At 65.6% G+C, this 22,705-nt stretch carries 18 protein-coding genes and 1 pseudogene; 8 read left to right on the forward strand and 11 right to left on the reverse strand.

What is annotated here, in order from left to right:
* Positions 1-15: 15 nt before the first annotated feature.
* Both EXR94_02590 and EXR94_02595 read right to left on the reverse strand, forming a co-directional pair.
* Positions 16-270, reverse strand: a complete 255-nt coding sequence (locus EXR94_02590) for a hypothetical protein (protein ID MSR01618.1) — start codon at positions 268-270, stop codon at positions 16-18.
* Positions 271-434: 164 nt separating this feature from the next.
* Complete coding sequence (locus EXR94_02595; GenBank protein MSR01619.1) at positions 435-1,010, reverse strand: hypothetical protein; 576 nt, start codon at positions 1,008-1,010, stop codon at positions 435-437.
* Positions 1,011-1,037: 27 nt separating this feature from the next.
* Between EXR94_02595 and EXR94_02600 the strand changes: the two genes are divergently transcribed.
* The 3 genes from EXR94_02600 to EXR94_02610 all read left to right on the forward strand — a co-directional run bounded on the left by EXR94_02600 (position 1,038) and on the right by EXR94_02610 (position 7,007).
* Positions 1,038-2,237, forward strand: a complete 1,200-nt coding sequence (locus tag EXR94_02600; protein ID MSR01620.1) for an imidazolonepropionase — start codon at positions 1,038-1,040, stop codon at positions 2,235-2,237.
* 375 nt (positions 2,238-2,612) lie between these two features.
* Positions 2,613-5,561 carry a SusC/RagA family TonB-linked outer membrane protein gene (locus EXR94_02605; protein ID MSR01621.1) on the forward strand — a complete coding sequence of 983 codons (2,949 nt, stop codon included), beginning with the start codon at positions 2,613-2,615 and terminating at the stop codon, positions 5,559-5,561.
* An 18-nt stretch (positions 5,562-5,579) separates the two neighbouring features.
* Positions 5,580-7,007: a RagB/SusD family nutrient uptake outer membrane protein gene (locus EXR94_02610; GenBank protein MSR01622.1), complete on the forward strand. Its 1,428-nt coding sequence runs from the start codon at positions 5,580-5,582 to the stop codon at positions 7,005-7,007.
* A gap of 102 nt (positions 7,008-7,109) precedes the next feature.
* On the opposite strand, the gene ftcD is transcribed toward EXR94_02610, so the two are convergent.
* Positions 7,110-8,735 (reverse strand): glutamate formimidoyltransferase, encoded by a 1,626-nt coding sequence (ftcD, locus tag EXR94_02615; GenBank protein ID MSR01623.1) that lies wholly within the window; start codon positions 8,733-8,735, stop codon positions 7,110-7,112.
* Between the two features lie 49 nt (positions 8,736-8,784).
* On the opposite strand from ftcD, the gene EXR94_02620 reads away from it, so the two are divergent.
* Positions 8,785-10,527, forward strand: coding sequence for an amidase (locus tag EXR94_02620; protein MSR01624.1), 1,743 nt, complete (start codon positions 8,785-8,787; stop codon positions 10,525-10,527).
* A 10-nt stretch (positions 10,528-10,537) separates the two neighbouring features.
* Here the strand turns inward: EXR94_02620 and EXR94_02625 are convergent, their stop codons facing one another.
* From EXR94_02625 to EXR94_02640, 4 genes and pseudogenes are all read right to left on the reverse strand, one after another.
* The gene (locus EXR94_02625; protein MSR01625.1) at positions 10,538-10,795 is read right to left on the reverse strand and encodes a CPXCG motif-containing cysteine-rich protein; all 258 of its coding nucleotides are present in this window, start codon (positions 10,793-10,795) and stop codon (positions 10,538-10,540) included.
* Between the two features lie 10 nt (positions 10,796-10,805).
* A pseudogene (locus tag EXR94_02630) lies at positions 10,806-11,844 on the reverse strand (proline racemase).
* A complete protein-coding gene (locus EXR94_02635; protein MSR01626.1) occupies positions 11,832-12,842 on the reverse strand; it encodes an agmatine deiminase family protein in 1,011 nt (336 codons plus the stop codon). Before EXR94_02635 ends, EXR94_02630 begins: the two are co-directional and overlap by 13 nt.
* Positions 12,843-12,894: 52 nt before the next feature.
* Complete coding sequence (locus EXR94_02640; protein MSR01627.1) at positions 12,895-13,782, reverse strand: carbon-nitrogen hydrolase; 888 nt, start codon at positions 13,780-13,782, stop codon at positions 12,895-12,897.
* Between the two features lie 67 nt (positions 13,783-13,849).
* On the opposite strand from EXR94_02640, the gene EXR94_02645 reads away from it, so the two are divergent.
* Together EXR94_02645 and EXR94_02650 are read left to right on the forward strand one after the other, a co-directional pair.
* A complete protein-coding gene (locus EXR94_02645; protein MSR01628.1) occupies positions 13,850-14,929 on the forward strand; it encodes a hypothetical protein in 1,080 nt (359 codons plus the stop codon).
* A gap of 9 nt (positions 14,930-14,938) precedes the next feature.
* A complete protein-coding gene (locus tag EXR94_02650) occupies positions 14,939-16,894 on the forward strand; it encodes a hypothetical protein (protein ID MSR01629.1) in 1,956 nt (651 codons plus the stop codon).
* On the opposite strand, the gene glgP is transcribed toward EXR94_02650, so the two are convergent.
* Both glgP and ettA read right to left on the reverse strand, forming a co-directional pair.
* Complete coding sequence (gene glgP / locus EXR94_02655; GenBank protein ID MSR01630.1) at positions 16,825-17,955, reverse strand: alpha-glucan family phosphorylase; 1,131 nt, start codon at positions 17,953-17,955, stop codon at positions 16,825-16,827. The genes EXR94_02650 and glgP overlap by 70 nt on opposite strands.
* Positions 17,956-17,989: 34 nt before the next feature.
* A complete protein-coding gene (ettA, locus tag EXR94_02660) occupies positions 17,990-19,669 on the reverse strand; it encodes an energy-dependent translational throttle protein EttA (GenBank protein ID MSR01631.1) in 1,680 nt (559 codons plus the stop codon).
* Between the two features lie 127 nt (positions 19,670-19,796).
* On the opposite strand from ettA, the gene EXR94_02665 reads away from it, so the two are divergent.
* Positions 19,797-20,021: a hypothetical protein gene (locus EXR94_02665; protein MSR01632.1), complete on the forward strand. Its 225-nt coding sequence runs from the start codon at positions 19,797-19,799 to the stop codon at positions 20,019-20,021.
* A 9-nt stretch (positions 20,022-20,030) separates the two neighbouring features.
* Positions 20,031-20,366, forward strand: coding sequence for a redoxin domain-containing protein (locus tag EXR94_02670; protein MSR01633.1), 336 nt, complete (start codon positions 20,031-20,033; stop codon positions 20,364-20,366).
* A gap of 66 nt (positions 20,367-20,432) precedes the next feature.
* Here the strand turns inward: EXR94_02670 and EXR94_02675 are convergent, their stop codons facing one another.
* Together EXR94_02675 and EXR94_02680 are read right to left on the reverse strand one after the other, a co-directional pair.
* Positions 20,433-21,680, reverse strand: coding sequence for a threonine synthase (locus tag EXR94_02675; protein MSR01634.1), 1,248 nt, complete (start codon positions 21,678-21,680; stop codon positions 20,433-20,435).
* Positions 21,677-22,633, reverse strand: coding sequence for a homoserine kinase (locus tag EXR94_02680; protein MSR01635.1), 957 nt, complete (start codon positions 22,631-22,633; stop codon positions 21,677-21,679). Before EXR94_02680 ends, EXR94_02675 begins: the two co-directional genes overlap by 4 nt.
* Positions 22,634-22,705: the final 72 nt, after the last annotated feature.

Consider the following 22,705-nt stretch of genomic DNA (forward strand, 5'->3'; position numbering starts at 1 on the left):
GGCTGACCGAGGTCGTTATGCGTTCCGGTCGGTGCAGGTCGTAAAGTTCGGGTTGTTGGCTTCCTCGAATGGGATCGGGAAGTTGATGTCACTCCCGTAGGGCCCGCCATTGAACCAGTTCCCGGTTGGGAATACCGAGTTGGCGCTGCGGTTGTACTGCCGGATCAGCCGGCGCAGGTCGCTGTGCCGGTGGCCGGTGCCGAACGTCCAGAACGCCCGCTCCCGGAACAACAGATTGACCCGCTCGTCTGCCGTGCCGGGATCGGTCAACGGAGCCAATCCGGGCTTGGTGGCCCGGACCTCGTTGAGCGTGGCCAGGAACGTTGCCGTGCAGTTGGGTAACCTAAGTGCTTGCGAAGATGACAGTTACGCGGCCATGGACCGGTTGCGCGTGTTGCTTCGACACAGTCCGGACCGGTCGGAACCCGTGGTGGCTACCAGTTGGGCGGAAACTCGGTTTCGATGGTGCCGGCAAGGTGAACCAGTTCTTTGGCCGCTGCGGTGTACGGGAGCAGGCGCGTCAGGTCGCCGCGGGCCAGCCGGATCTGGCCGGTCAAAAGGGCCATGACGGGGGAAATCTGAGAGGCAAGCACCTGCTTCCACGCGGCCGGCGCGGCTTCCAAGACGAAGGCCGCATCGGCCACATCGGCGGCGGTGGCCTCACGTGCGGCCCGGCATTGCCCATGCCAGACGTCGAGGAACACGGCGGGGCCCGCTCGGCCGAAAGCCTCGCTGACGACCACCGCGATCGAGCCTTCCCAAGTGGCCGCGGCCTCCCGGTAGACGGAACTCGCGTTGAGAGCAGCGCCCCACGCCTGCGCCCACGGGTCCGAAAATGCCATGGCCATGGGCCCAATGTAATCCGCCCCGCGGGCCGTCTGGAACGGCCGGCTGTCCGTTCCCAAGATCGGTGAGTGGGGGTACTTTCTCCGCTCGCGCCCAATGCCGATATCGCAAGCCCGCACTCTCAGCCTCATCGGCCTCCTCACCGGGGCGGCCGTGACCGCCATGCCGGCGGCGGTGTGAGCGCGGCCCCGATGCGGGTGCTCAGAAATATTGCCCGGCTCTATCAATGCCGGGCGGAGGGAGGGCAGGCCGCCGTTCACCCGATTGCCGCCGCCGCCCTGGCGTGGCAGGGTGACACGATTCGGTGGGTCGGCCCGGCCGCGGCCCTGCCGGCCGAGTTTCGGTCGGTGGCTCCCGAGGACGCGGGCGGGCGAATCGTCGTCCCCGGGTTGGTGGACTGCCACACCCATTTGGCCTTTGCGGGATGGCGAGCCGAAGAGTTCGAGCAGAAGATCCGGGGCGCCGGCTATCTCGACATCGCCAAGGCCGGCGGCGGGATCCTGTCCACCGTGGCCCGAACCCGCGCCACCTCGACCGAGACGCTGGTGGCGCGGTGTCGGGATCACCTCGCGGCCATGCTCGCGTTAGGCGTGACGGCGGTCGAGGCTAAGTCCGGCTACGGGCTCGACCTGACCCACGAGCTTCGGCTGCTCGACGTCTACCGCCAAGTGGCGGCATCGACCCCCCAGCGGCTGGTGCCGACCCTGTTGGCCGCCCACACCGTGCCGCCGGAGTTTCGGGGGCGGACCGGCGACTATGTGGACTTGGTTTGCGACGTAATCATCCCGGCGGCGGCGGGGGCGGCCCGGTTTTGTGACGTGTTTGTCGAGGAGACCGCGTTCTCGATTGCCGAGGGGCGGCGGATCCTCGAGACCGGAGCGCGGTACGGGATGGTCCCGAAAGTCCACGCCGATCAGATCACCTGGACCGGAGGCGCCGAGCTGGCCGCCGAAGTGGGCGCCGCCTCGGCCGATCATCTCGAACGGATCAGTCCGGCCGGGATCACCGCCTTGGCCCGGACCGGAGTGGTGGCGGTCACCCTGCCGCTTGCCTCGCTCTATCTCAATCAACCCCCGGTCCGGGCCCGCCCGCTGATCGACGCCGGTGTTGCGGTCGCGGTCGCCACGGATTTCAATCCCGGGTCCGCGCCCAGCTGCCATTTGCCGTTGGCCATGATGCTGGCCTGCACGCTCCAGCGGATGACCCCCGCCGAGGTGCTCAAGGGTGCCACGATTTACGCGGCCCGAGCCATCGGGCTCGAATCGGAACTCGGCTCGCTGGAGCCTGGGAAGCGCGCAGACTTTGCGGTGATGGCGGCCGATTCGGTCGAGGAGTGGCTCTACCACTTCCAGGCCAATGCGTGTCAGTTGACGGTCGTGGCCGGCCGGTAGTGGTTCGGTGAAAGGGTCACCTGTATCGTTTCGACAACGGGCCTGATTCCGGGTTAGTGTCAAAATGACGCGGTGCCGCGACGTTTTGGAACCTATTCATCTATCGGTCAACGAGTTGCCGGGCTAGTTTAGGCCGGTCCATAATTTGCACCGCCGGAGAGGCGACGTGGAACCGGGGCAGGCTGGGGTTGTCTCCCCGCGATTGTGAGCACAGCGTGAGAGTGGGGCCGTCGTAGTTCCGGTTGGCTTTGGGAAGGCGACCAACCGGCGTCGGCATCTGACATCACCAAGGAACAACCCAACGGTCGGGACCGCCCTCGTGGCGGCCCGCGGTTGCGTTCCAGTCCTTCCCAGTCACACCAACTGGGGGAATCGATGGGTATTTATCGCAGGATTTTGGGGCTTGGACTGGTGGCGTTGTTTGCCCTGCCCGGCGTCGTAAACGCCCAGGGACGCCAGATCTCGGGCACCGTCACGCGGAAGGCGGGCGGAGGGCCGATCAATGAGGCCGTCGTCTCCGTCGTAGGGACGGCCAACAGTACGCGGACCGATGCGCAGGGCAAATTCACGGTCGAAGCACCGGCCGGCCAAGTTCGGCTCACGGTTCGGGCCATCGGTTTCACCCGGTCGGACGCCCTCGTCTCGGGCTCGCAGGCCACCGTCAACTTCTCGCTCGACCAGGACGTCTTCAAACTCGACGAAGTGGTTGTGTCGGGTCAGGTGACCACCGTCGAGCGCCGGAACTCGACCACCTCGATCGGCTACGTTTCGGGTGAAGACCTGACCAAAGTCGCCTCGCCCACCATCGAAGGTGCCCTCTACGGCAAGCTGGCCGGCGTGAACATCCAGGGCAACGGTGGCGCGCCGGGCGGCGGGATGCAGATGCAGATCCGGGGCAACAACACCATTCTGGGTGCCTTCGATCCGCTGTTCGTCGTCGACGGGGTCATCTACTCCAACGCCCGAATTCTCGGCGGCCGTTCGACCGTCGACGACGGGGCCAGTGTGCTTGAGGACGACCCGGCGAACCGCTTGGCCGACATCAACCCAGCCGACATTGCGAGCATCGAGGTGCTGAAAGGCGCCGCGGCCGCGTCGATCTACGGTGCCAAGGCTGCGAGCGGCGTGGTCATCATCAAGACGATCCGCGGTGCCGCGGGGGCTACCCGGGTCAACGTGTCGCAGCGCCTGGGCACGTTCGATCTGATGCGGAAGTATGAGGCCCGGGTGTACGCCAATGTCGCGGCGGCGGTCACCTCACACGGCGCCAACGCGGGCACCTACATCGCGAGCAACCCCTTGACCCCCTACAACCACTACGAGCAGGTCTGGGGCAAAAAGCGGGTGTCGTACGAAACCGTTGCGGACGTGAGCGGCGGGACCGAAACCACTAAGTACTTCATGTCTGCCACCACCAAGCGCGACAACGCGATCGAGCCGGGCACCGGCTTCAGCCGTCAGGCGCTCCGGGTCAACATCGACCAGAGCCTGGGTTCGAAGGTCGAGATCTCGGTGTCGAGCGTGTTCAACCGCGCCGATCACGCCCGCGGTTGGGGCAACAACTGCAACAACTACGCGTGCTACGGCTATGCGCTGGCCTACATTCCGAGCTTCATCGACCTCCGGAAGCGGGCCGACGGCAGCTACGTCAACCCGTCCACCGGCGGCGGCGTCGCGTCGAATCCGCTCCAGACGGCCGAGTTCTCCCGGAACCAGGCGGAAACGTATCGGTTCACGGGCGGCACCACGATCACCTATAAGGCGTTCACGAACGAGAAGCAAAGCCTCCGGTTCATCGCCTCGGGCGGTGCCGACTTGTTCAACCAGAACGACGAGTTGTGGTCGCCGAACGATCTGTTCTACGAGGCGTCCCAGTCGCGCCCCGGCACTTCGATCCAGAACAACGGCAAGAGCCGACAAATGAACTGGAACGTGAGCGGCATTCACAACTTCCGCTCCGGCGGACTCGGCCTCACCACCTCGGCCGGCATCCAGTATGAAGACCGCCGGTTGCTCACCAGCCGGATCACAACCGACAACTTGGTTCCCGGCCAGCAGAACGTGAACCAAGGCACCAACGTCGTCGTCGGACAGACCCTGACCCCGGAACGGACCTTCGCGTTCTACGGTCAAGAAGACATTCAGATGTTCGATGACCGGCTCTTGGTCACCTTCGGGGCCCGGGCCGAGCGGTCGAGCGCCAACGGTGACATCGGGAAGTACTTCGTGTACCCCAGGGTGTCCGGTAAGTACAGCTTCCGCGACCTGGTGGGAGCGGGCAGCGAGTTCAAGCTCCGCGCCAGCTACGGTGAGCTTGGGAACCAGCCGAACTTCGGCAACAAGTTCACGGTGCTTGGGACGCCGCAGTTCGGCGGCCAGAACGGGTTTGCCGTCGGCACCGTGGCCGGCGATCCGACCATCGAGCCGGAACGGGTCAAAGAGGTCGAGGCCGGGTTTGACCTCAACCTCGCCAGTGGCCGGGTCAACTTGGACGTGACGGCCTTCCGCCGCCGGACCACGAACCTGCTGCTGTCGCGGACACCGGCCCCTTCGACCGGTTTCACCAGCCAGATCATCAACGGTGGCCAGATCAGCAACAAGGGCATCGAGGTGGTGCTTGGCTTGGTGCCGATTCAGGGGCGCAACCTGAGCTGGACGTCGTCGACTTCACTGAGCGTCGTCCGGTCCAATGTCGATTCGCTCCCGGTGCCTCCGTTCCGTCCGCCGGGCTCCGGGTTCGGCGGCTTGGGCGTGTTGTTCATCGAGCAGGGCAAGTCGCTCACCCGGAAGTTCGGCCCGACGTTCAACGAGGCTGGCGTCCTGGAGCAGACCGATCTCGGCGACACCAACCCCGACTTCCGCCTCGGCTTCACGAACAGCGTGACGTACAAGAGCGTCAACTTCGCGATGACCGTCGACTGGCAGTCCGGCGGCGTGGTGACCAACCTGTCCCAGTTGCTCTATGACGACGGTCAGACGGCCAGCGACTTCGGGACTCCGGCGTACGTCGACCGGTGGACTGGTCCGCGGAGCTTCGCGGGCGCCGGCTCCGTGGGGCCCTACATTGAATCGGCCAGCTTCCTGAAGCTGCGGGAACTGTCGGTCAACTGGGGCTTGCCCAAGAGCGTGGCCCAGGCGCTGGGTATCGGCGCACGGGAGGCCCGGTTGGGTCTCACGGGCCGTGATCTGTTCTGGTCTACCCCGTACACGGGCCTGGATCCGGAGGTGTCGAACTTCGGCTCCGCCGCGATCCGAAGCGCCGTGGACGTCACTCCATACCCGCCCAGCCGCAGCGTGTTTTTCAACGTTGCCATCAGCTTCTAACGGGGAACCTAACGAGCCATGACTAACACTCGAATTGTGACGACGTTGGGTTTCGGTGCGCTGGTGTTCACGGCGGCCTGCTCCGACAAGCACTACGACATCCTCAACACCAACGCCCCGACGGTCGAACAGCTGACCGGCGCCCCGAGCAAGGCTATTCTGGCCCGGGCCGCGTTAGGGGCCGTTGCGCGGATCAATGGGGACCTCGGCGGCGAAATGTCGTTCTACGCGATCTTTGGCCGGGAGGGCTACAATCTCCTCGGGAACGATCCCCGGTTGACCCAGGAGATGCTCCGGGGTCCGCTCGAGGCCGGCGGGTTTGGCGGAGCCAATTGGCAGGGCAAGTTCATTGCCCTGCGAACCATCAACACGTATTTGGCCTCGATCGACGCGGCCGCCGACATGACTGCGGCGGAAAAGGCCGCCTCCAAGGGCTTCGGGCAGACGTTGAAGGCGGTGCTGTTCCACCGCTTGATCGTCCGCAATGGGTCGCTGGGTACGCCGATCCGGGTCGATGCCGACCTCGACGCGGCCCCGGCTCCGTTCGTGAGTCAAGCCAACACCTACGCCTATCTGGTGGCCTTGCTCGACTCCGCCAAGACCAACTTGTTGGCCGGCGGCTCGGCCTTCCCGTTTGGTACCCCTCCGGGCTTCGAAACGACCCAAACCCCGGCGAACTTCCTCAAGTTCAATCGGGCATTGGCGGCCAAGGTCCACGTTCATCGGGCCACCCTGGCCAACGCCGGAAACTCGTCCTACACCGCTGCCCTCACCGCTCTTGGCGAGTCATTCGTCAACTCGGCGGGTAGTTTGAACGACGGAGCCTACTACGCCTTCTCCACGGCTTCCGGTGAGCCGAACAATCCGATCACCGAAGGTCTGGCCGCCCAGCGGTTTTACGTCCACCCGTCGATCCTCACGGGCGCCCAGTTGAAGGACAACGGCCAGCCGGACAACCGGCTGACTTCGAAGACGGCCCTTGCCATCGGCGCCGGCGCCAACCGGGTGACCGGCGGGCTGACCGGAACTCATAAGCCCACGACGTACAACACGTCCGCGGGCAATCCTGACTTGGGAGCCGACGTGGCCATCATCCGGAACGAGGAGTTGATCCTCCTTCGCGCCGAAGCCAACTGGTTTGCGGGTTCGAAGCAGTCGGCTATCGATGACATCAACACCATTCGGACCCGGGCCGGTGGCCTTGGACCGGTGTCGTTGACCCCCGCCAGCACCAACGATCAGTTCGTCGCCGCGTTGATGTACGAGCGGCTCTACTCGTTGTTGTGGGAACAGGGAACCCGGTGGGTTGATGCCCGCCGGTTCGGCAAGAACGCCACGCTCCCAATCGACCGGGCCGGCGACGTGATCTTCCCGAACATGCTGATCCTGGCCGCCGAGTGCGATGCTCGCGGCCTCGCCGTCCCGTGCACCCCGCCGGTTCAGTAACCAACCCGGCGGTACCTGAACGAAAAAAGGAGGTCGGGGCTCACGCCCCGGCCTCCTTTTCCTTCCCCCCCCAGCCGAGCGCCGAGCCCCGAGTGCCGAGTTCTAGATCCTCAAATCCACCAGCACCCGAATCTCCTGCTCCAACCCGCCCACCTCAGCCGCCATTCCCTCACCCGCTCGAACCCACGCCTCAACCGCTTCAGGATCCTTGAGCCCGGCAAGATTGGTCCGCACGTTGAGCCAGGCCCCCAGGACGGCGCTCCGGGCACAAAGGGCACCCACGCCCGCGTCGGAGGCCGAGGCCGGATTGCCGTGCTCCGCCATGGCTTTGAGCAGCGGGAAGCTGGCAAAGGCGGCCTCCATGACTCGGTAGGGGACCTCAATGGCTCCCCGATTGGCCGTCTCGAGCGCCTCCGCCCGCGTCGCTTGTTCCTCTGACGTCCCCTTTGGCAGGCCGAGCGCCGCCATGACCCGGTTGAAGGCCTGGGTATCCTCGTCGACCAACCGAAGTAGTTCGTCCTTCAGGGCCTGGCCGCGGACGGCCCACTCCGAAAACTCCTCCCACCGGGCATCCCAGCCCCGCTTGTGGGAGGAAAGATTGGCCACCATAGTGCCTAGGCCGGCGCCAAGGGCGCCCAGGAGCGCCGCAACCGACCCGCCGCCTGGGGCGACGGATTCACTGGCCGTCTCGTTGACGAACCCGGTAACGGACCGGTCAATCAGCCGTTTGGTGGCGGTGGTGGCTCGGAGCTTGTACTCGATGATCCGCTTCTCGGGCAGGAACGGCCCGAGCTCGTCGAGACCCAGAGATTTGACCGCGATGTGGATCAAATCGGATTCCGACACCCCCAACGAGCGTTGCTGCTTCCGGAGGAAGTAGCGCCCGGCCGCGAGCATCGTCTCGAGCGGGACCAGTCCTACCAACTCGGAACCGGTCACCCGGATGCCCCGCTGCCCGGCCGCCCGGCACACCTCGTCAAACGCCACGTGCAACGGCGTGACCGCCAGGTTGGTCAGGTTCATCGAGACCTGCGCCACCCCGTACTCGTCGATGTACCACCCGATGGCCTTGACTGCTTTCAGGGTCCCGGGCAAGCCCGGGCGCCCGGCTTCCCGGACATCGAACGCAATGGCGTTGGCCCGCCGAGTCGACGTGGTGCTGAGATTGAGGTTGAACGCCACCAGAAAATCGCGGGCCCCGATGACCGTCGCCCCGGTGTGGGGGTTGAACACGGCGGGGCCGAAATCGGGTTGCCAGGCCGGATCCTGGATTTTCTTGAAGAACCCCTCGTATTCGCCGGCCCGGATCGCCGCCAGGTTCTTTCGCGCCGGGTTGGTCTGGGCATCCTCGTAGAGGTAGACCGGGATCCCGAGTTCGGTCCCGACCCGCCGGGCCAACGCCACCGCGTGGCGCGCCGTCTCCTCCATCGAGATCCCGGCAATCGGAATCAACGGGCAGACGTCGGTGGCTCCCATTCGCGGATGCTCCCCCGTGTGGCGGCGCATGTCGATCAGCTGGCCGGCGAGCTTGATGGCCCGGAACGCGGCCTCGGTCACCCGGTCCGGCGCCCCTGCCAGGGTGACCACGGTTCGGTTGGTCGACTTGCCCGGGTCAACGTGGAGCAGGGACACCCCCTCGACTCGCTCGATCTCGTCGGTGATCTGCCGGATAATGCCGAGGTCTCGGCCTTCGCTGAAATTGGGAACGCATTCGATCAGTTGACGCATAGACCGTGGGTGGCTTGTTTCCCTAAATCTACCTCTGGAACCCGTCATGATGAACCGCGCTGATCTCGGCGTTGACCGCCGCTCCTTTCTCGCCTTCTGCTCGGTGGCGGGCGTTGGCCATCCGGTGTTCGCCGAGGCGCTCTGGCGGAAGGCCGAGGCCGCGGGGTTGCCCCCGACCGGATCGCCAGGGCAGGGCATCGTAGTCACGAAGGACATGGTGACGGCCGCCGCCGCCATGATCGGGCTCGAGTTCTCCGACGCCGAGAAAGACGAATTGGTGCAGACCCTTGGGGGAACCCTGGGCTTGGTGGTCCAATCGCGGACCGTCACCCTCCCGAACTCGGTGGGGCCGGCCCTTCGGTTCGATCCCGAACTCCCCGGAAAGGCGGTCAAGTCCACGCCGAGACTCCGGGTAGCCGATGACAAACGGCGGGCTCCTCCGGCAACCCGGCCCGCCGCCGATCCGGATCTGGCGTTTCTCACCGTCACCGAACTGGCCGATCTGGTTCGGTCCCGCCAACTGACGGCTACGGAGTTGACCCAGCTCTACCTCGGCCGGCTTCGGCGCCACGGGCCCACCCTCCAATGCGTCGTGACGCTGACGGAGGATCGCGCCGTGAGCCAGGCCCGTCAGGCCGATGAGGAGATCAAGGCCGGCCGGTATCGGGGCCCGCTGCACGGGATTCCCTGGGGCGCCAAGGACCTTTTTTCCGTCCCGGGCTACCCCACCACCTGGGGCACGGGACCGTTCCGCGATCAGGTCTTGGGTGACACCGCCACCGTGGTCGAACGCCTTGATCGGGCCGGGGCGATCTTGGTGGCCAAGTTGACGTTGGGCGAGTTGGCGATGGGCGATGTCTGGTTCGGCGGCACCACCAAGAATCCGTGGAAGCTCGATCAGGGCGCCAGTGGTTCGTCAGCCGGTCCCGGGTCGGCCACCGCCGCCGGGCTGGTCGGTTTCAGCGTCGGGACCGAAACGTTAGGCTCGATCGTGTCACCCTCGGACCGGAACGGCGTTGCCGGGCTCCGGCCAACCTACGGCCGGGTCAGCCGGCACGGGGCGATGGCGCTCTCCTGGACCATGGACAAGGCCGGCCCGATGTGCCGCTCGGCGGAAGACTGCGGCTTGGTGCTCGACGCGATTCACGGGGCCGATGGCAAGGACCCGAGCGCCGTCGACCGGCCCTATGGGTGGCGGGCGGACCGGAAGATCGCCGGCCTCCGAATCGGCTATTTGAAATCGGCGTTCGACGCAGAGCATCCCACCAAACGGTGGGATACCGAGGCGCTCACCGCCCTTCGTGCCCTCGGGATCGAGCTCGTGCCGGTCGAATTGGTCACCGAAATTCCAGTCGGCTCCCTCCGGATCATCCTCCAGGCTGAGTCGGCGGCCGCCTTCGACGATCTCACCCGTTCCAATCGCGATGACCTGATGACCCGGCAGGGGCGGGGCAGCTGGCCCGGCAACTTCCGGGCATCCCGCTTCATTCCGGCCGTCGAATACATCAACGCCAACCGGGCCCGGACGATCCTGATGCGCGATATGGACCGGTTCATGGAACCGCTGGATGTGTTCGTGATGCCGAGCTTCGGCGGAAACATGCTGATGGCCACCAACCTGACCGGGCATCCGTCCCTGACGGTGCCGAACGGCTGGCGTGACGATGGCACTCCGGTCAGTATTTCGTTCGTCGGGAAGCTCTTCGGCGAGGCGGACCTGTTGGCGGTGGGCAAGGCCTTTCAGGACGCGACGGGGTTCCACCGGAAACACCCCGACGCCTTCAAGGTCTGAGGGTCCGGGGTCAGTCGCCTCCCTCGGCCCAAACTCGCGCTTGGCCTTGGTCGTCGTACTGCACCTGGACCTTCCAGGGCCGGCAACAGACTTGGCAGTCCTCGACGTACTCCTGGTCGTTGCCACCGTCCGGATCGATCGTGATCGACATGGTTTCGCCGCAATAGGGGCACGTCACCTCGGCCTCGGTGTCATGTGACTGGTCCTCGGGGTCGTCATTTTCCCGCGGCCTCCAATCGCCTTCGGAATCATCTTCCTTCTTTGCCATCCAACGCCTTTCAGTCGGTTCGTTCAGCCATTCGTGCCCCGAGCACGAATCCTTTACCCAACGAATCATCCGGATCCAGCCAATACTCCGCCCGCCCCGTCACAAAGGCTCGACCGTCAACCCGCGGGATGACCGCGGCATGAGGGCCGAATCTGGTCCGTTCGACGATTGATCCGCCGAAAACGCTGCCCACAATGCTCTCGATCAGGATTCGCTCGCTCTCGGCAAGTTGCCCTCGGGCGGAGAGGATTGCCAGTCGGCCGGCCACCCCGGTGCCGGTCGGCGACCGGTCGACCTCCCCGTCCGCAAAGACACACACGTGCCGGCTATGTCCCCCCGGGCCCTCCGCCGGGCCGGTCAGGATGGTCCCGTAGAGGAAGCTCAACGCGGGTTCAAACGGGTGGGGAATCGGCCGGGCCCGGGCCACGGCCACCTTGATCGCTTGCCCGGCTTGAATCAGGTCGTCCACCAGGGCCGGAATCAATGCGGGCCCGAGCGACGGGGCGTCGACGTAGGCATAGAAGGCTCCGCCGAAACCAAGATCGTAGCTCACCGGGCCGATGCCGGGCACGGTGATGGTTTGGTCGAGGGCCAGCGCAAACGACGGGACGTTGAGGAAAGGACACCGATTCCACCCGCCCGGACACCACCTGGACGGACGCCCGAATCAGCCCGGCCGGCGAGTCGATGCCGATCTGGGTGACCGGTTCGGAGGCCTTGACCATGCCGGTTTCGACGGCCACCGTGGCCAGCGCGATGATCCCGTGCCCGCACATCGTGCTGAACCCGGCGTTGTGCATGAACAGCACACCGAGGTCCGCTCCGGGCGAAACCGGCTCGGTCACGAAGCACCCGTACATGTCGGCATGGCCCCTCGGCTCAAGCATCAACAGCCGGCGGACGTCATCGAGATGAGCCTCGGCATAGGCTCGCTTGGCGATCATTGTCGCGCCGGGTATCGGAGGCGCCCCGCCGGTCACGACCCGAAAGGGCTCGCCGCCGGTGTGCGACTCGACCACCGTGAGGGGCGGGGGGATCATGCCGGCCATTGTTGGGTCACGCAGTGGAGGGCGCCGAGCCCCCACACCAGGTCGGTGCAGTCGATGGGAACGACGACCCGATCCGGAAAGCAGCGGGACAGGGTGGCCCGGGCGATCTCGTCTCGCTCGGGGTCGTAGGCCGGCATCAAGACGACTCCGTTGGCCACGTAGAAATTCGCGTAACTGGCCGGAAGCCGTTGAGCGTCCTGATACATTGGCCGCGGCATCGGAAGAGTGACCACGTCGAGGGGCCGGCCGTCTTGGTCGGTCATGTGCCGCAGGCGCTCGAGGTTCTCGCGCAACGGGGCGTAGTTGTTGTCGCGGGCGTCTTCCTCGACCACCGTGACCACCGTCGTCGGGTTGACGAACCGGGTCAGGTCGTCGACATGCCCGTCGGTGTCGTCGCCCTCGATCCCCTCGCCGAGCCAGAGCACCTTGGTGACCCCGAGATAGCTCGTGAGGTACTGCTCGATCTCCTCCCGAGACAGCGTGGGATTCCGGTTCGGGTTGAGCAGGCAGGCCTCGGTCGTCAGCACCGTCCCGGCGCCATTCACCTCGATCGACCCGCCCTCCATCACGATGCCGGGATGGACCACCGGGATGTCGAACGCCTGGCCCACCAACGTCGGAATCCGGTCGTCATCCTCAAATGGCGGATACTTGCCGCCCCAGGCGTTGTAGCCCCAATCGAGGATCAAGCTGTCCCGCCGCCCGTTCCGCTCCCGCTGAACGAAAATCGGCCCGTGATCCCGGCACCACGCGTCGTTGGTGACATGGCGATGAAAGAACACGGTTGCCATCGCGACCCCCGCCTGCTCCAACACCGCCCGCGCGGACTCGTGAAGCTCCGCGCTCCCAACGTTGATATGGACCTCCTCGCCCCGGGCCAGATGCCCCACGATCGCCGCAAACACCCCCGGCACCGGCCCAAATTTCCCCGGCCACGACGACTCCCGATGCGGCCAACTGAGCCAAGTCCCCCGGTGCCGCTCCCACTCCGCCGGCATCCGAAACCCCGCCTCCCCCCGAGCACCGAGCGCCGAGCGCCGAGTGCCGAGATCAGTCATCGAGATACCGCTTCGTCAAATCGCCGTAGGCATCGATCCGCCGGTCCCGAAGGAACGGCCAATGGGTCCGGACAATATCGACCTGGGCCAGGTCGCACGGGACGATCAGCGTCTCCTCGGTTTGGCCGGCCTTGGCCAGGATCCGGCCGTTCGGGTCGGCCACGAAGCTTCCACCCCAAAACTCGATCCCGTCGGTCCCCGCCTGCTCGAGCCCGATCCGGTTGACGGAGGCCACGAACGCGCCATTGGCGACCGCATGGGATCGCTGGATTGTTTCCCAAGCCGCCTGCTGCCGCTCTCCATACTCGGCTTTTTCCGGCGGCAGCCAGCCGATCGCGGTCGGATAGAACAGGATCTCGGCGCCGGACATGGCGGTCAGTCGGGCGGCTTCGGGATACCACTGATCCCAGCAGATCAAGACCCCGATCTTGCCGAAGCGGGTGGGCCAAGTTTTGAAACCGAGATCTCCTGGTGTGAAGTAGAACTTCTCGTAGTACTGCGGGTCGTCCGGAATGTGCATCTTCCGGTACTTCCCGAGATAGGTTCCATCGGCGTCGATGATCGCCGCGGTATTGTGGTAGAGCCCCTCGGCCCGTTTCTCGAAGAGCGAGGCCACCAGCACGATCCCGAGATCGCGGGCCAGGTCCGACAGGATCTGGGTGGTCGGGCCGGGAATCGTCTCCGCCAACTGGAAGAAGCGATGGTCTTCGACCTGGCAGAAGTACGGCCCCATGAAGAGCTCCTGGAGGCACACGACCTGGGCGCCCCGGGCGGCGGCGTCACGGGTTCGGTCGATGGCCGTCTTCAGGTTGGCTTGGGCATCGTTACCACAGGTCATCTGGGGGAGGCCCACCGTGACGGTTCGGCTTGGAGTTGTCATGGCTGGAATCTAAAAGGGTGGGCTCCTGCCCTCCCAGTGCCCATCGCACCCGTGTATCATCGTCGCCATGCCGGCCCGCCCGCTCTTCGTGCTGTTGTCGCTTCTCTGGTGCCCTGGAACCCTGGCCGGTCAAGAGGTCATGTGGAAGAATCTCGTCACCGTCTACGGGGACAACACCGAGTTTTTCACGCCCTATCGCGAGGGTGAGACGATTCTCGGCGGTCAATTCTTCTCAACCCTGGCGGTCAGACCGGCGCGGCCATACACCATTCAAGTCGGGGTGTTCGGGGACGTTCGGTGGGGTTCGGCTGAGTTTCTCGACCGAGTCCGCCCGGTACTCGCGTTCCGCTACCAAACCGGCCATTCCCTCGGAGTCATCGGCACTCTCGAAACCTCCCGGCGTCACGGACTGCTCGAGCCCCTGGCGGTCAGCACCCTCGAACTCACCCGGCCGATCGAGTACGGCCTCCAGTGGAGGGAACAGCGGCCTCATTGGGACGCCGAGGTCTTCATCAACTGGCAGGCGCTCAATACCCCCACTCAGCGCGAAGTGTTTGACTATGGGTGGGTTCTCCGGGCCCGGCCCGTGCGGCAGGTTTCGTTGGAGGCCCAGTTCCATGGGCTCCACCACGGAGGCCAACTTTTCTCCGCCGGGGTACCGGTCACCAACAATGCCGGCGGCGGGTTCGGGGTTACGCTGTCGGATACGATCCCGAAGCTCGGATTCGGCTCAATTCAGTTGTACCGGCTCACCAGCTCGGGGAACATCGATCCCGACCCCCCGGCCAATCGGCCCAGACGAGGGCGGGGGACCTGGGTGCGGGGCGGGCTGGCTCCTCGCCGGGGCCTCGAACTCTTTGGGATCTATTGGCGGGGGAAGGACTTCCTGTCGCAAGAGGGCGACAACAACTATAACTCCGTCGGCTGGCTCCGCGATGTCTACCGATCCGACCGTCGCTACTTGGAACTCGGCCTCCTCCGGCGGGGGCGCCTCGACGGCGGCGTCGAACTCGACGCCGAACTCCGCTTTCACCGGATCGATGCCGAGCCGAGCATCGCGATTCGTGGCACCTCGTGGGAGTACTCGTACCGGCTCGTCGTGCGGACCCCGTTTCAATTTGTCTTGCGCTCACTCGATCGTTCCTAAGGAGCAGGTATGGTTTTCGGATGGCTGATGGTCGCGCTAGTGCAGCAACAGGCTCCCCAGATCGCCAGGGTCGAGATCTCCCCGCCCCAGGCTGAAATTCAGGTCGGACAGACGATCAAGTTATCGGCCAAGGTCCTGGATGCCGCAGGCACGCCCGTCCCGAACGCGCGGGTGATGTGGTTCGGCGGCGGTGATGGCAGCGTCGACTCGACCGGGGTAGTTCGCGGCGGGTTCCGAGGCTACATCCAGGTCGTCGCGATGGCGACCGCTCCGGGGGCCAAGCGGGTGACGCAGGAGATGCGAATCCGGGTTACCCCAGCTCCCGCGGCCAAGCTCGAACTGAGCGCGAGTTCGGTCAAACTCGCGGTCGGATCCCGGGTCACGATTACCGGCACTCCGAAGAGCGCGGAGAATGACATTCGGTACGACACCATCACGTTCGCCTCGAGCAGCCCGAGGGTCGTCGCGACGACCCCCGATGGCCGGTTGCAGGCACTCAAGGCCGGCACCGCGGTGGTAACGGCCAGCGCCGGGAATGCCCGGGCCTCGGTCTCGGTGGAGGTCGTGGCCGCCGTCCCCGCCACGATCTCGATTACGCCGGGAACGACCTCGGTCCGCACCGGTGACGTCGTTCGGTTCACGGTGGCGGTCAAGGACCGGCTCGGCAAGGCGATCGAGGGGCTGACACCCCGATGGTCCGTGGCCGCGCTGACGGCCGACGGGGTTGGTCAAATCGACTCCGATGGCGCGTTTGTCGCCGAGGAGCGCGGCAGCTATACCGTGTCCGCCACCGTGGGGACCGCCTCGGCCGACGCCGCCGTGCATGCGGCCCCCCGGGCGGTTGGGCGGGGCATCGAAGTGGTGGGCCGGGTGCCGGTCAACTTCCGCGGCGGTGAAGTCTGGGCCCATCCGAACGGGAAGTGCGTCTATTACACGACGATCGGCGACCGCTTCTACGCCATCGACGTGACGACGCCGAGCGATCCAAAGATCGTCGATTCGGTGATGATCGACGCCCGCCACATCAACGACGTCATGACAACCGAGGACGGAAAGTACGGCGTGTTCTCCAGGGAAAACGCATCGAACCGGAAGAACGGCATCGCCATCTTTGATGCCAGTGATGCCTGTCATCCCAGGGTCATTTCGGACTACACCGAGACCGTGTCTGGCGGGGTCCACTCGGCCTACGTGTCGGAGGGTCACGTCTACTTGACCGATGACGCCACCGGTTCGATGCGGGTCATCAGCATCAAGGATCCTTACAAACCGCGCGAGGTTGGCCGCTGGCAGACCACCCAGACCGAAGCCGGCCGGTATGTGCACGACATCGACGTCCGGGGCGGGATGGCGTACCTCTCCTACTGGAATGACGGTCTCATTATTCTCGATGTCGGCAACGGCATCAAGGGCGGCACCCCGGAAAAGCCGGTCTTCGTGTCCCAACTCAAGTACGACCTCGACCACCTCTATCGGCGAGTCGACGATATGTACGGTCTGGGCGCCCGGGGTACCCACACGGCCTGGCGCCACAAGAATTACATCTTCATCGCCGATGAAGTGTATGCCGCCAAGGCCGCCAAGGGCCACGATCAGGGGAACGATCTGACGTGGGGCCGGCTCCAGGTCGTCGATGTCGCCGACATCCTGAAACCCAAGATCGTGGCGTGGTACGAGCCGACCGACGGCGGGGTCCACAATCTCTGGGTCGAGGGCGACTCACTATACATGGGGGCGTATCAGGGCGGGGGACGGGTGGTGGACATCTCCGGTGAGCTCAAGGGCGATCTCCTCCGCCAGGGCCGGGAAATGGCGTGGTTGTTCACCGCCGACTCGGTTGGTAATCGGCCGCGCGCCACCTTCACCTGGGGTGCGGTGGTCAAAGACGGCCTGATCTATTTCAACGACATCAACACCGGCCTCTGGATTACTCGGTTGGAGAAAAAGGAACGCCCGATCCCCTGACCGGCGTCATTCGCGCGACGCGGGGTCGAAGGCGTCGCGCGCGAAGCCGAATCGGACCCCCAAGGTCCGGTAGGGTTGGGTGGCCGCCAGGGGCGCGGTCGACATGAAACGGAAGAACCGGGTCTGGGCGTCGAAGGAGATCGGCAAATCCTCGATGGCCAACGCGAGGCGCCCGGCGGCCGCCCCGCCGGCTTGGTCGGCTCGCGAAGCCGCTCAACCAACATGAATGACGCATGGCCCTCGTTCGCATGCCAGACGCCGGGATCGAGGCCAACCGCCCGCAGCACCCGGACCCCGCCCACGCCTAACAGCCACTCCTGGCGAAGCCGGAGATCCGGCCCGCCCGCGTACAGCTTGTTGAGGAGCGTCCGATCGTCGGGGTGATTTTCCTCGAGGTTGGTGTCGAGCAGGTACAAGGGGATCCGGCCGACTTTCATGGTCCACACCTGGACGTGGACCGGCCGCCCAAAGGTGTCGACCACCGCAAAGTAGGGCTCACCCTTCGCGCTCCGGAGCGGCATCAATGGGGTCAGCCCGGGGTCAACGCACTCGTCGCTATCCTCCTGCCACCCGTCGGCCCGCAACCGCTGGTCGAAGTAGCTCTTCATGTACGACAGTCCGACGCCGACGAACGGCAGGCCAAGATCCGACGCGGTCTTGCAATGATCGCCGGCCAGAATCCCGAGGCCGCCGCTGGAGATCGGTACTGAGCTATGGAGGCCGAATTCGGCGCAGAAATACGCCACCGGCCGAGTCCTCAGGTCGGGGTGTCGCCGGGCAAACCAGGTCCGGTCCGGCTGCTGATCGCTCGAAACCCACTCCATGACCCGGTCGTACCGGGCCAGGAAATCGGGATCTTTGGCCAACCGCTCGAGCCGGGTGTGCGACACCTCGCGCAACATCGCGATCGGATTGTTCCGAGTCTCCCGCCACAACGGCGGGTCGATCATCCGAAGCAACTCCCGCGCGTCCCGATTCCAACTCCAGGAGAGATTGGTCGCAACCGCCGAAAGCCCCTCAAGCCGCGGAGGCAATACCGAAACCTTCTGTCGCCCCCCCATCCCTTTCCCCAAATGCCGAGCGCCGAGTACCGAGCTAGTGTACCAACTTCCGATACCGAATCCGGTGCGGCTGATCGACGGCCACGCCCTTCCGCTTCTTGTAGTCCGCCGCGTAGTCCTGGTAGTTGCCCTCGTACCAGTACGCTTCGCTTTCCCCTTCGAACGCCAGAATATGGGTCGCGACCCGGTCGAGGAACCACCGATCGTGGCTGATGACCACGGCGCAGCCGGCAAACCGAAGCAGTGCGTCCTCCAGCGCTCGGAGGGTGTCGACGTCGAGATCGTTGGTCGGCTCGTCGAGGAGCAGGAGATTCCCGCCCCTCTTGATCACCTTCGCCAGATGGACCCGGTTGCGTTCGCCGCCCGACAACAAGCCCACCTTCTTCTGCTGGTCGGCGCCCTTGAAGTTGAAGCCGGCGCAATAAGCTCGGGCGTTCACCTGACGCCTCCCGAAGTCGAGCTGGTCCTGACCCCCCGAAATCTCCTCATACACCGACTTGTTCGGATCCAGCGAATCGCGCGATTGGTCGACGTACGCCACCTTGACCGTCGAGCCGACCACCAGTTCGCCGCCATCGGGCTGCTCCTGGCCCGTGATCATCCGGAATAACGTCGTTTTACCCGCGCCGTTCGGCCCGATCACCCCGACGATGCCGCCCTTCGGCAAGGCAAAGTTGAGGTTGTCGAACAACAGCGTGTCGCCGAAGCCCTTCTTGACACCCTTGGCAATCACCACCTCATCGCCAAGCCGCGGCGGCACCGGGATCGAAATTTCGGCCACGCCCTCTTGCTCTTTTTCCCCTTCGGCCAGCAACGTCTCATAGGCGTTGAGCCGGGCCTTGCCTTTCGATTGCCTGGCCTTGGGCGAGAGGTTGATCCACTCGAGTTCCCGGGCCAAGGTTCGTTGCCGCGCCGACGCCGCCCGTTCTTCGTGCTGAAGCCGCTTCTGCTTCTGGCTGAGCCAGCTCGAGTAGTTGCCTTCCCACGGGATCCCCTCGCCGCGGTCGAGCTCGAGGATCCACCCGGCCACGTTATCGAGGAAGTATCGGTCGTGAGTGACCGCAACCACAGTGCCAGGGAACTCCGCCAAGTGCCGCTCCAGCCAAGCCACCGACTCGGCGTCGAGATGGTTGGTCGGCTCGTCCAGTAACAAGAGGTCCGGCTGCTCGAGCAGGACGCGGCAGAGCGCCACCCGGCGCCGTTCGCCCCCGGACAGCTTGGTCACGTCGGCGTCCCCCGGCGGGCAGCGCAACGCGTCCATCGCAATGTCGAGCTTGCGGTCGAGCTCCCAGGCCCCCAGGGCGTCGATCGTGGTTTGCAGATCGCCCTGTTTCTCGAGCAACGCGTTCATGGCGTCGTCGGACATCGGCTCAGCGAATTTCAGGCTGATTTCTTCAAACTGAGTCAGCAACGCCCGGGTGTGGCTCACCGCCACTTCGACGTTGCCCCGGACGTCCTTGGTGGGATCGAGGGAGGGCTCCTGCGACAGGTAGCCGATCCGAACCCCGTCCGCCGGCTTGGCCTGGCCGAGGAAGTCGTGGTCGACCCCCGCCATGATCTTGAGCAGGGTCGATTTCCCGGCCCCGTTGGAGCCCAGGACCCCGATCTTGACGCCGGGGTACATCGAGATGTAGATCCCCTTGAGGATCTCACGGCTTGGGGGAACCACCTTCCGGAGGTTCGTCATCGTAAAGATGTATTGATAGTTAGCCATAGCCCGGGCAACTTAGGCCCGGACCACCTGGGAGGGTAGGCCGTTCCCTCGGGGTTTCGCGGAACCTTCCGGCCCGGCGATATTGCCGGGGTCCGCTCACCTCGAACCCCCCCCGAAGGAGGTCGCCTTGAGGAGTACCCTGGTCTGGGCCGCCGCGCTCGCCGTTGGAGTCGCGTCGGCGTCAGGCGCCCAAGACAAACCGACGCCGCTGGCGATCGGCGCTGCTGCCCCGGAATTTACCCTGAGCGCCGCCACCAAGGACGGTGTCTCGCCGAAAGCCGTGAGTTTGTTGGATTTCCGGGGCCAAACCGTCGTGCTGGCTTTCTTTTACAAAGCCCGGACCGGTGGCTGAACAGCTCAAATGGACGCGTACCGTGATCAGTACGCGACGCTCTTCAAAGATGGCAAAGGCGTGAAGGTTTTTGGGGTCAGTGTCGATGCCGATACGGCGCTGGCGAGTTGGGCCAAGGACAAGAATTACCCGGTGACCTTCTTGAGCGATCTTGGTGCCGAGGTCGGGAAGAAGTACGGCGTGGCGATCCAGACGCGGATTGGCATGTTGGATCATCGGACCGTGTACGTGATTGACGGAACCGGCAAGATTGCCCACGTGATATCGCCGTTTCGGGAAACCGATCCGACCCAGTATACCGAGTTGGGGCAGGCGGTCGCGACGGCAAGCGGCGGTCGCCGGTAGCGACCAGGGGCCGCGGTGAGACCGGAAGGGCGGGCGAGAGCCCGCCCTTCTTCGTTTCCGACCGGCCTATCCGCCGCGCTCCGCGAGGGCTGCCTCGATGCTCGACAGAGTCGGCTCGACCTCCCGGATATCGGTTTGCTGGTTCTTGAGCAGGATTTCCGGGTCCTTGAGGATGTTACCTGTGAGGACGGCGGCCACCTCGTCGTTGGCTCCGATTACCCCTTCGGCTACCAGCCGCTGGACCCCGGCCACCGAGGCGGCACTGGCCGGTTCGCACCCGACCCCGGCCCGATCGATGACCCGTTTGGCCGCGAGAATCTCCTCGTCGCTGACGGTGGCGACCACCCCCCGGGTGGCCCGCATGGCCGCCACCGCCCGGAAATGCGAGGCGGGGTTCCCGATCCGAATCGCCGTGGCAACGGTTTCCGCCTCGACCTGGTACCGAGTGGCAAAGTCGCCCCGGAAACTCTCCGCAAACGGCGCTGCCCCCTCGGCCTGGATTGCCGCGAGCCGCGGAATCCGGTCGATCAGCCCCAGGGCCTTGGCCTGCACGAGGGCGGCCCCGAACGCTGAGGTATTCCCGAGGTTGCCGGCCGGGAGGACGATCCAATCCGGGGCCCGCCACCCGAGGTCCTCGAGCAGCTCGAAGACGATCGATTTCTGACCGGCCAGCCGGAATGGGTTGATGCTGTTGACCAAGTAGAGCCCGAGCCGCCGGCTGGCCTGATCGATCAGCGTTAGGCAAGCATCGAAATCGTCCCGGACCGCCAGGATCGTGGCGCCATAGGCTACCGTCTGGGCCAGCTTGCCTAGCGCCGTCTTCCCGGCCGGGATCAACACGACGCCAGTCATCCCGGCCTGGGCGGCATAGGCGGCCAAGGAGGCCGAGGTATTGCCGGTCGAGGCACAAGCCACCCCCTGCATTCCGAGCCGGCGGGCGTGGCTGACGGCAACCGTCATGCCGCGGTCCTTGAAGGACCCGGTCGGGTTCATGCCCTCATGCTTGAGGACCAGCCGCCGACAACCGGCCCACTCCGCCACCCGCTCGCGGGACACCAGCGGCGTATTCCCCTCGGGAAATGAGACGACATCTTCGTCCCGCATCTCGGGGAACACCAACTCGCGAAACCGCCACACCCCGGACCGGCTGAGGGGACCCGGATGCCGGCGTCCATCGGCAAATCGGGCCGCCACGTCGTCCGATTCATCGTCCCGCCCGACGGCCAGCAGTCCCTGACACCGGTCGCATCGGGTGATCGGAGCGAACAGATCGAACCGGGCGTCGCAGTCGTCACACTGGAGCCAGCCGCTCATCGAAGCACCCGGGCGCCGGCCAAGTCGGGCACCGTCAGCCGGATCTCGGTCCGGTACCCGGCCCTGGCGTAGGCACCCCGGATCGCGACGCCCACGGCCGCGGCTGTCCGGCGGCTCGATGCGATGGCGAACAACGTCGGCCCGCTCCCCGAGATCGAACACCCAAGGGCCCCGGCCCGGAGGGCGGCCCGCTTGGCCGCGACGAAACCGGGGAGCGACGGGGCCCGGGCTGGTTCGGCGATCCGGTCGTCGATCGAGCGGCCGAACAACGGGAGGTCGTTTCGGTAGGCGGCGGCGACCATCGCCGCCACCGTGGCCGCCTGATGGAGCGCCGTGGCCCGGTCAATGTCGTTAGGCAGCAAGGCCCGCCCCCGTTTGGTGGCGAGTTGGTAGTCGGGCTTGGCCAGCACGATGTGCATCCGGGTGGGAGTGGGAAGGCACACGACATCGAGCGGGTCGAGCGCCCGAATCAGAACTAAACCACCCAGCAGGGCCGGGGCGATGTTGTCGAGGTGCCGGCCGGCCAGTTTCGATTCGGCCGCCAACGCGGCCAGCAGCAGGCCGTCAGCTCCGAGCGGCGATCCCATCAGGACGTTGGCGGCGACCGCCCCCGCCACCGCTGACGCCGCGCTGCCTCCCTGGCCTCCGGAAAGCGGCAGGCCCTTCTCGAGCCAAATGGCCATCCCGACCTCGCCCCCCTGTCCGGCCAACCGGATCGCCGCCCGGGCCGCAATCGCCGAGGCGTGGTGACTGGCGGCCTTCGGGAGGTCGGGGTGGCCCGGGTCGCGAATCTCGACTCGCCGGCCGGGGATTCGTTCTGCCCGGACGGTGTCGCCCAGCCCGCGAACCGCCAAGCCGAGAATGTCCAACCCGGGCCCGACGTTGCCGATCGAACCGGGGACGAAGACGCGCACGCGGGTCGGTGGAGGCCGCAATCGGGAGGAGGTTCGCACCGCCCGATGTTAATGGATCGGCCAGCGGAAAGTCCACTTTCGGGCGGGCCGCTTGGAGTGTACATTCGCGAC

Source organism: Gemmatimonadota bacterium, assembly GCA_009692115.1.
In the GTDB taxonomy this organism is placed as follows: domain Bacteria; phylum Gemmatimonadota; class Gemmatimonadetes; order Gemmatimonadales; family GWC2-71-9; genus SHZU01.

What these genes read in the sequence shown, in the direction of transcription:
- EXR94_02670 (MSR01633.1), top strand. Translation starts at nt 20,031, where the DNA reads ATGGACGCGTACCGTGATCAGTACGCGACGCTCTTCAAAGATGGCAAA.
- EXR94_02620 (MSR01624.1), top strand. Translation starts at nt 8,785, where the DNA reads ATGAACCGCGCTGATCTCGGCGTTGACCGCCGCTCCTTTCTCGCCTTC.
- glgP (MSR01630.1), bottom strand. Translation starts at nt 17,955, where the DNA reads ATGGGGGGGCGACAGAAGGTTTCGGTATTGCCTCCGCGGCTTGAGGGG.
- EXR94_02675 (MSR01634.1), bottom strand. Translation starts at nt 21,680, where the DNA reads ATGAGCGGCTGGCTCCAGTGTGACGACTGCGACGCCCGGTTCGATCTG.
- EXR94_02635 (MSR01626.1), bottom strand. Translation starts at nt 12,842, where the DNA reads ATGCCGGCGGAGTGGGAGCGGCACCGGGGGACTTGGCTCAGTTGGCCG.
- EXR94_02610 (MSR01622.1), top strand. Translation starts at nt 5,580, where the DNA reads ATGACTAACACTCGAATTGTGACGACGTTGGGTTTCGGTGCGCTGGTG.
- ftcD (MSR01623.1), bottom strand. Translation starts at nt 8,735, where the DNA reads ATGCGTCAACTGATCGAATGCGTTCCCAATTTCAGCGAAGGCCGAGAC.
- ettA (MSR01631.1), bottom strand. Translation starts at nt 19,669, where the DNA reads ATGGCTAACTATCAATACATCTTTACGATGACGAACCTCCGGAAGGTG.
- EXR94_02645 (MSR01628.1), top strand. Translation starts at nt 13,850, where the DNA reads ATGCCGGCCCGCCCGCTCTTCGTGCTGTTGTCGCTTCTCTGGTGCCCT.
- EXR94_02650 (MSR01629.1), top strand. Translation starts at nt 14,939, where the DNA reads ATGGTTTTCGGATGGCTGATGGTCGCGCTAGTGCAGCAACAGGCTCCC.
- EXR94_02605 (MSR01621.1), top strand. Translation starts at nt 2,613, where the DNA reads ATGGGTATTTATCGCAGGATTTTGGGGCTTGGACTGGTGGCGTTGTTT.
- EXR94_02595 (MSR01619.1), bottom strand. Translation starts at nt 1,010, where the DNA reads ATGGCGGTCACGGCCGCCCCGGTGAGGAGGCCGATGAGGCTGAGAGTG.
- EXR94_02640 (MSR01627.1), bottom strand. Translation starts at nt 13,782, where the DNA reads ATGACAACTCCAAGCCGAACCGTCACGGTGGGCCTCCCCCAGATGACC.
- EXR94_02625 (MSR01625.1), bottom strand. Translation starts at nt 10,795, where the DNA reads ATGGCAAAGAAGGAAGATGATTCCGAAGGCGATTGGAGGCCGCGGGAA.
- EXR94_02600 (MSR01620.1), top strand. Translation starts at nt 1,038, where the DNA reads ATGCGGGTGCTCAGAAATATTGCCCGGCTCTATCAATGCCGGGCGGAG.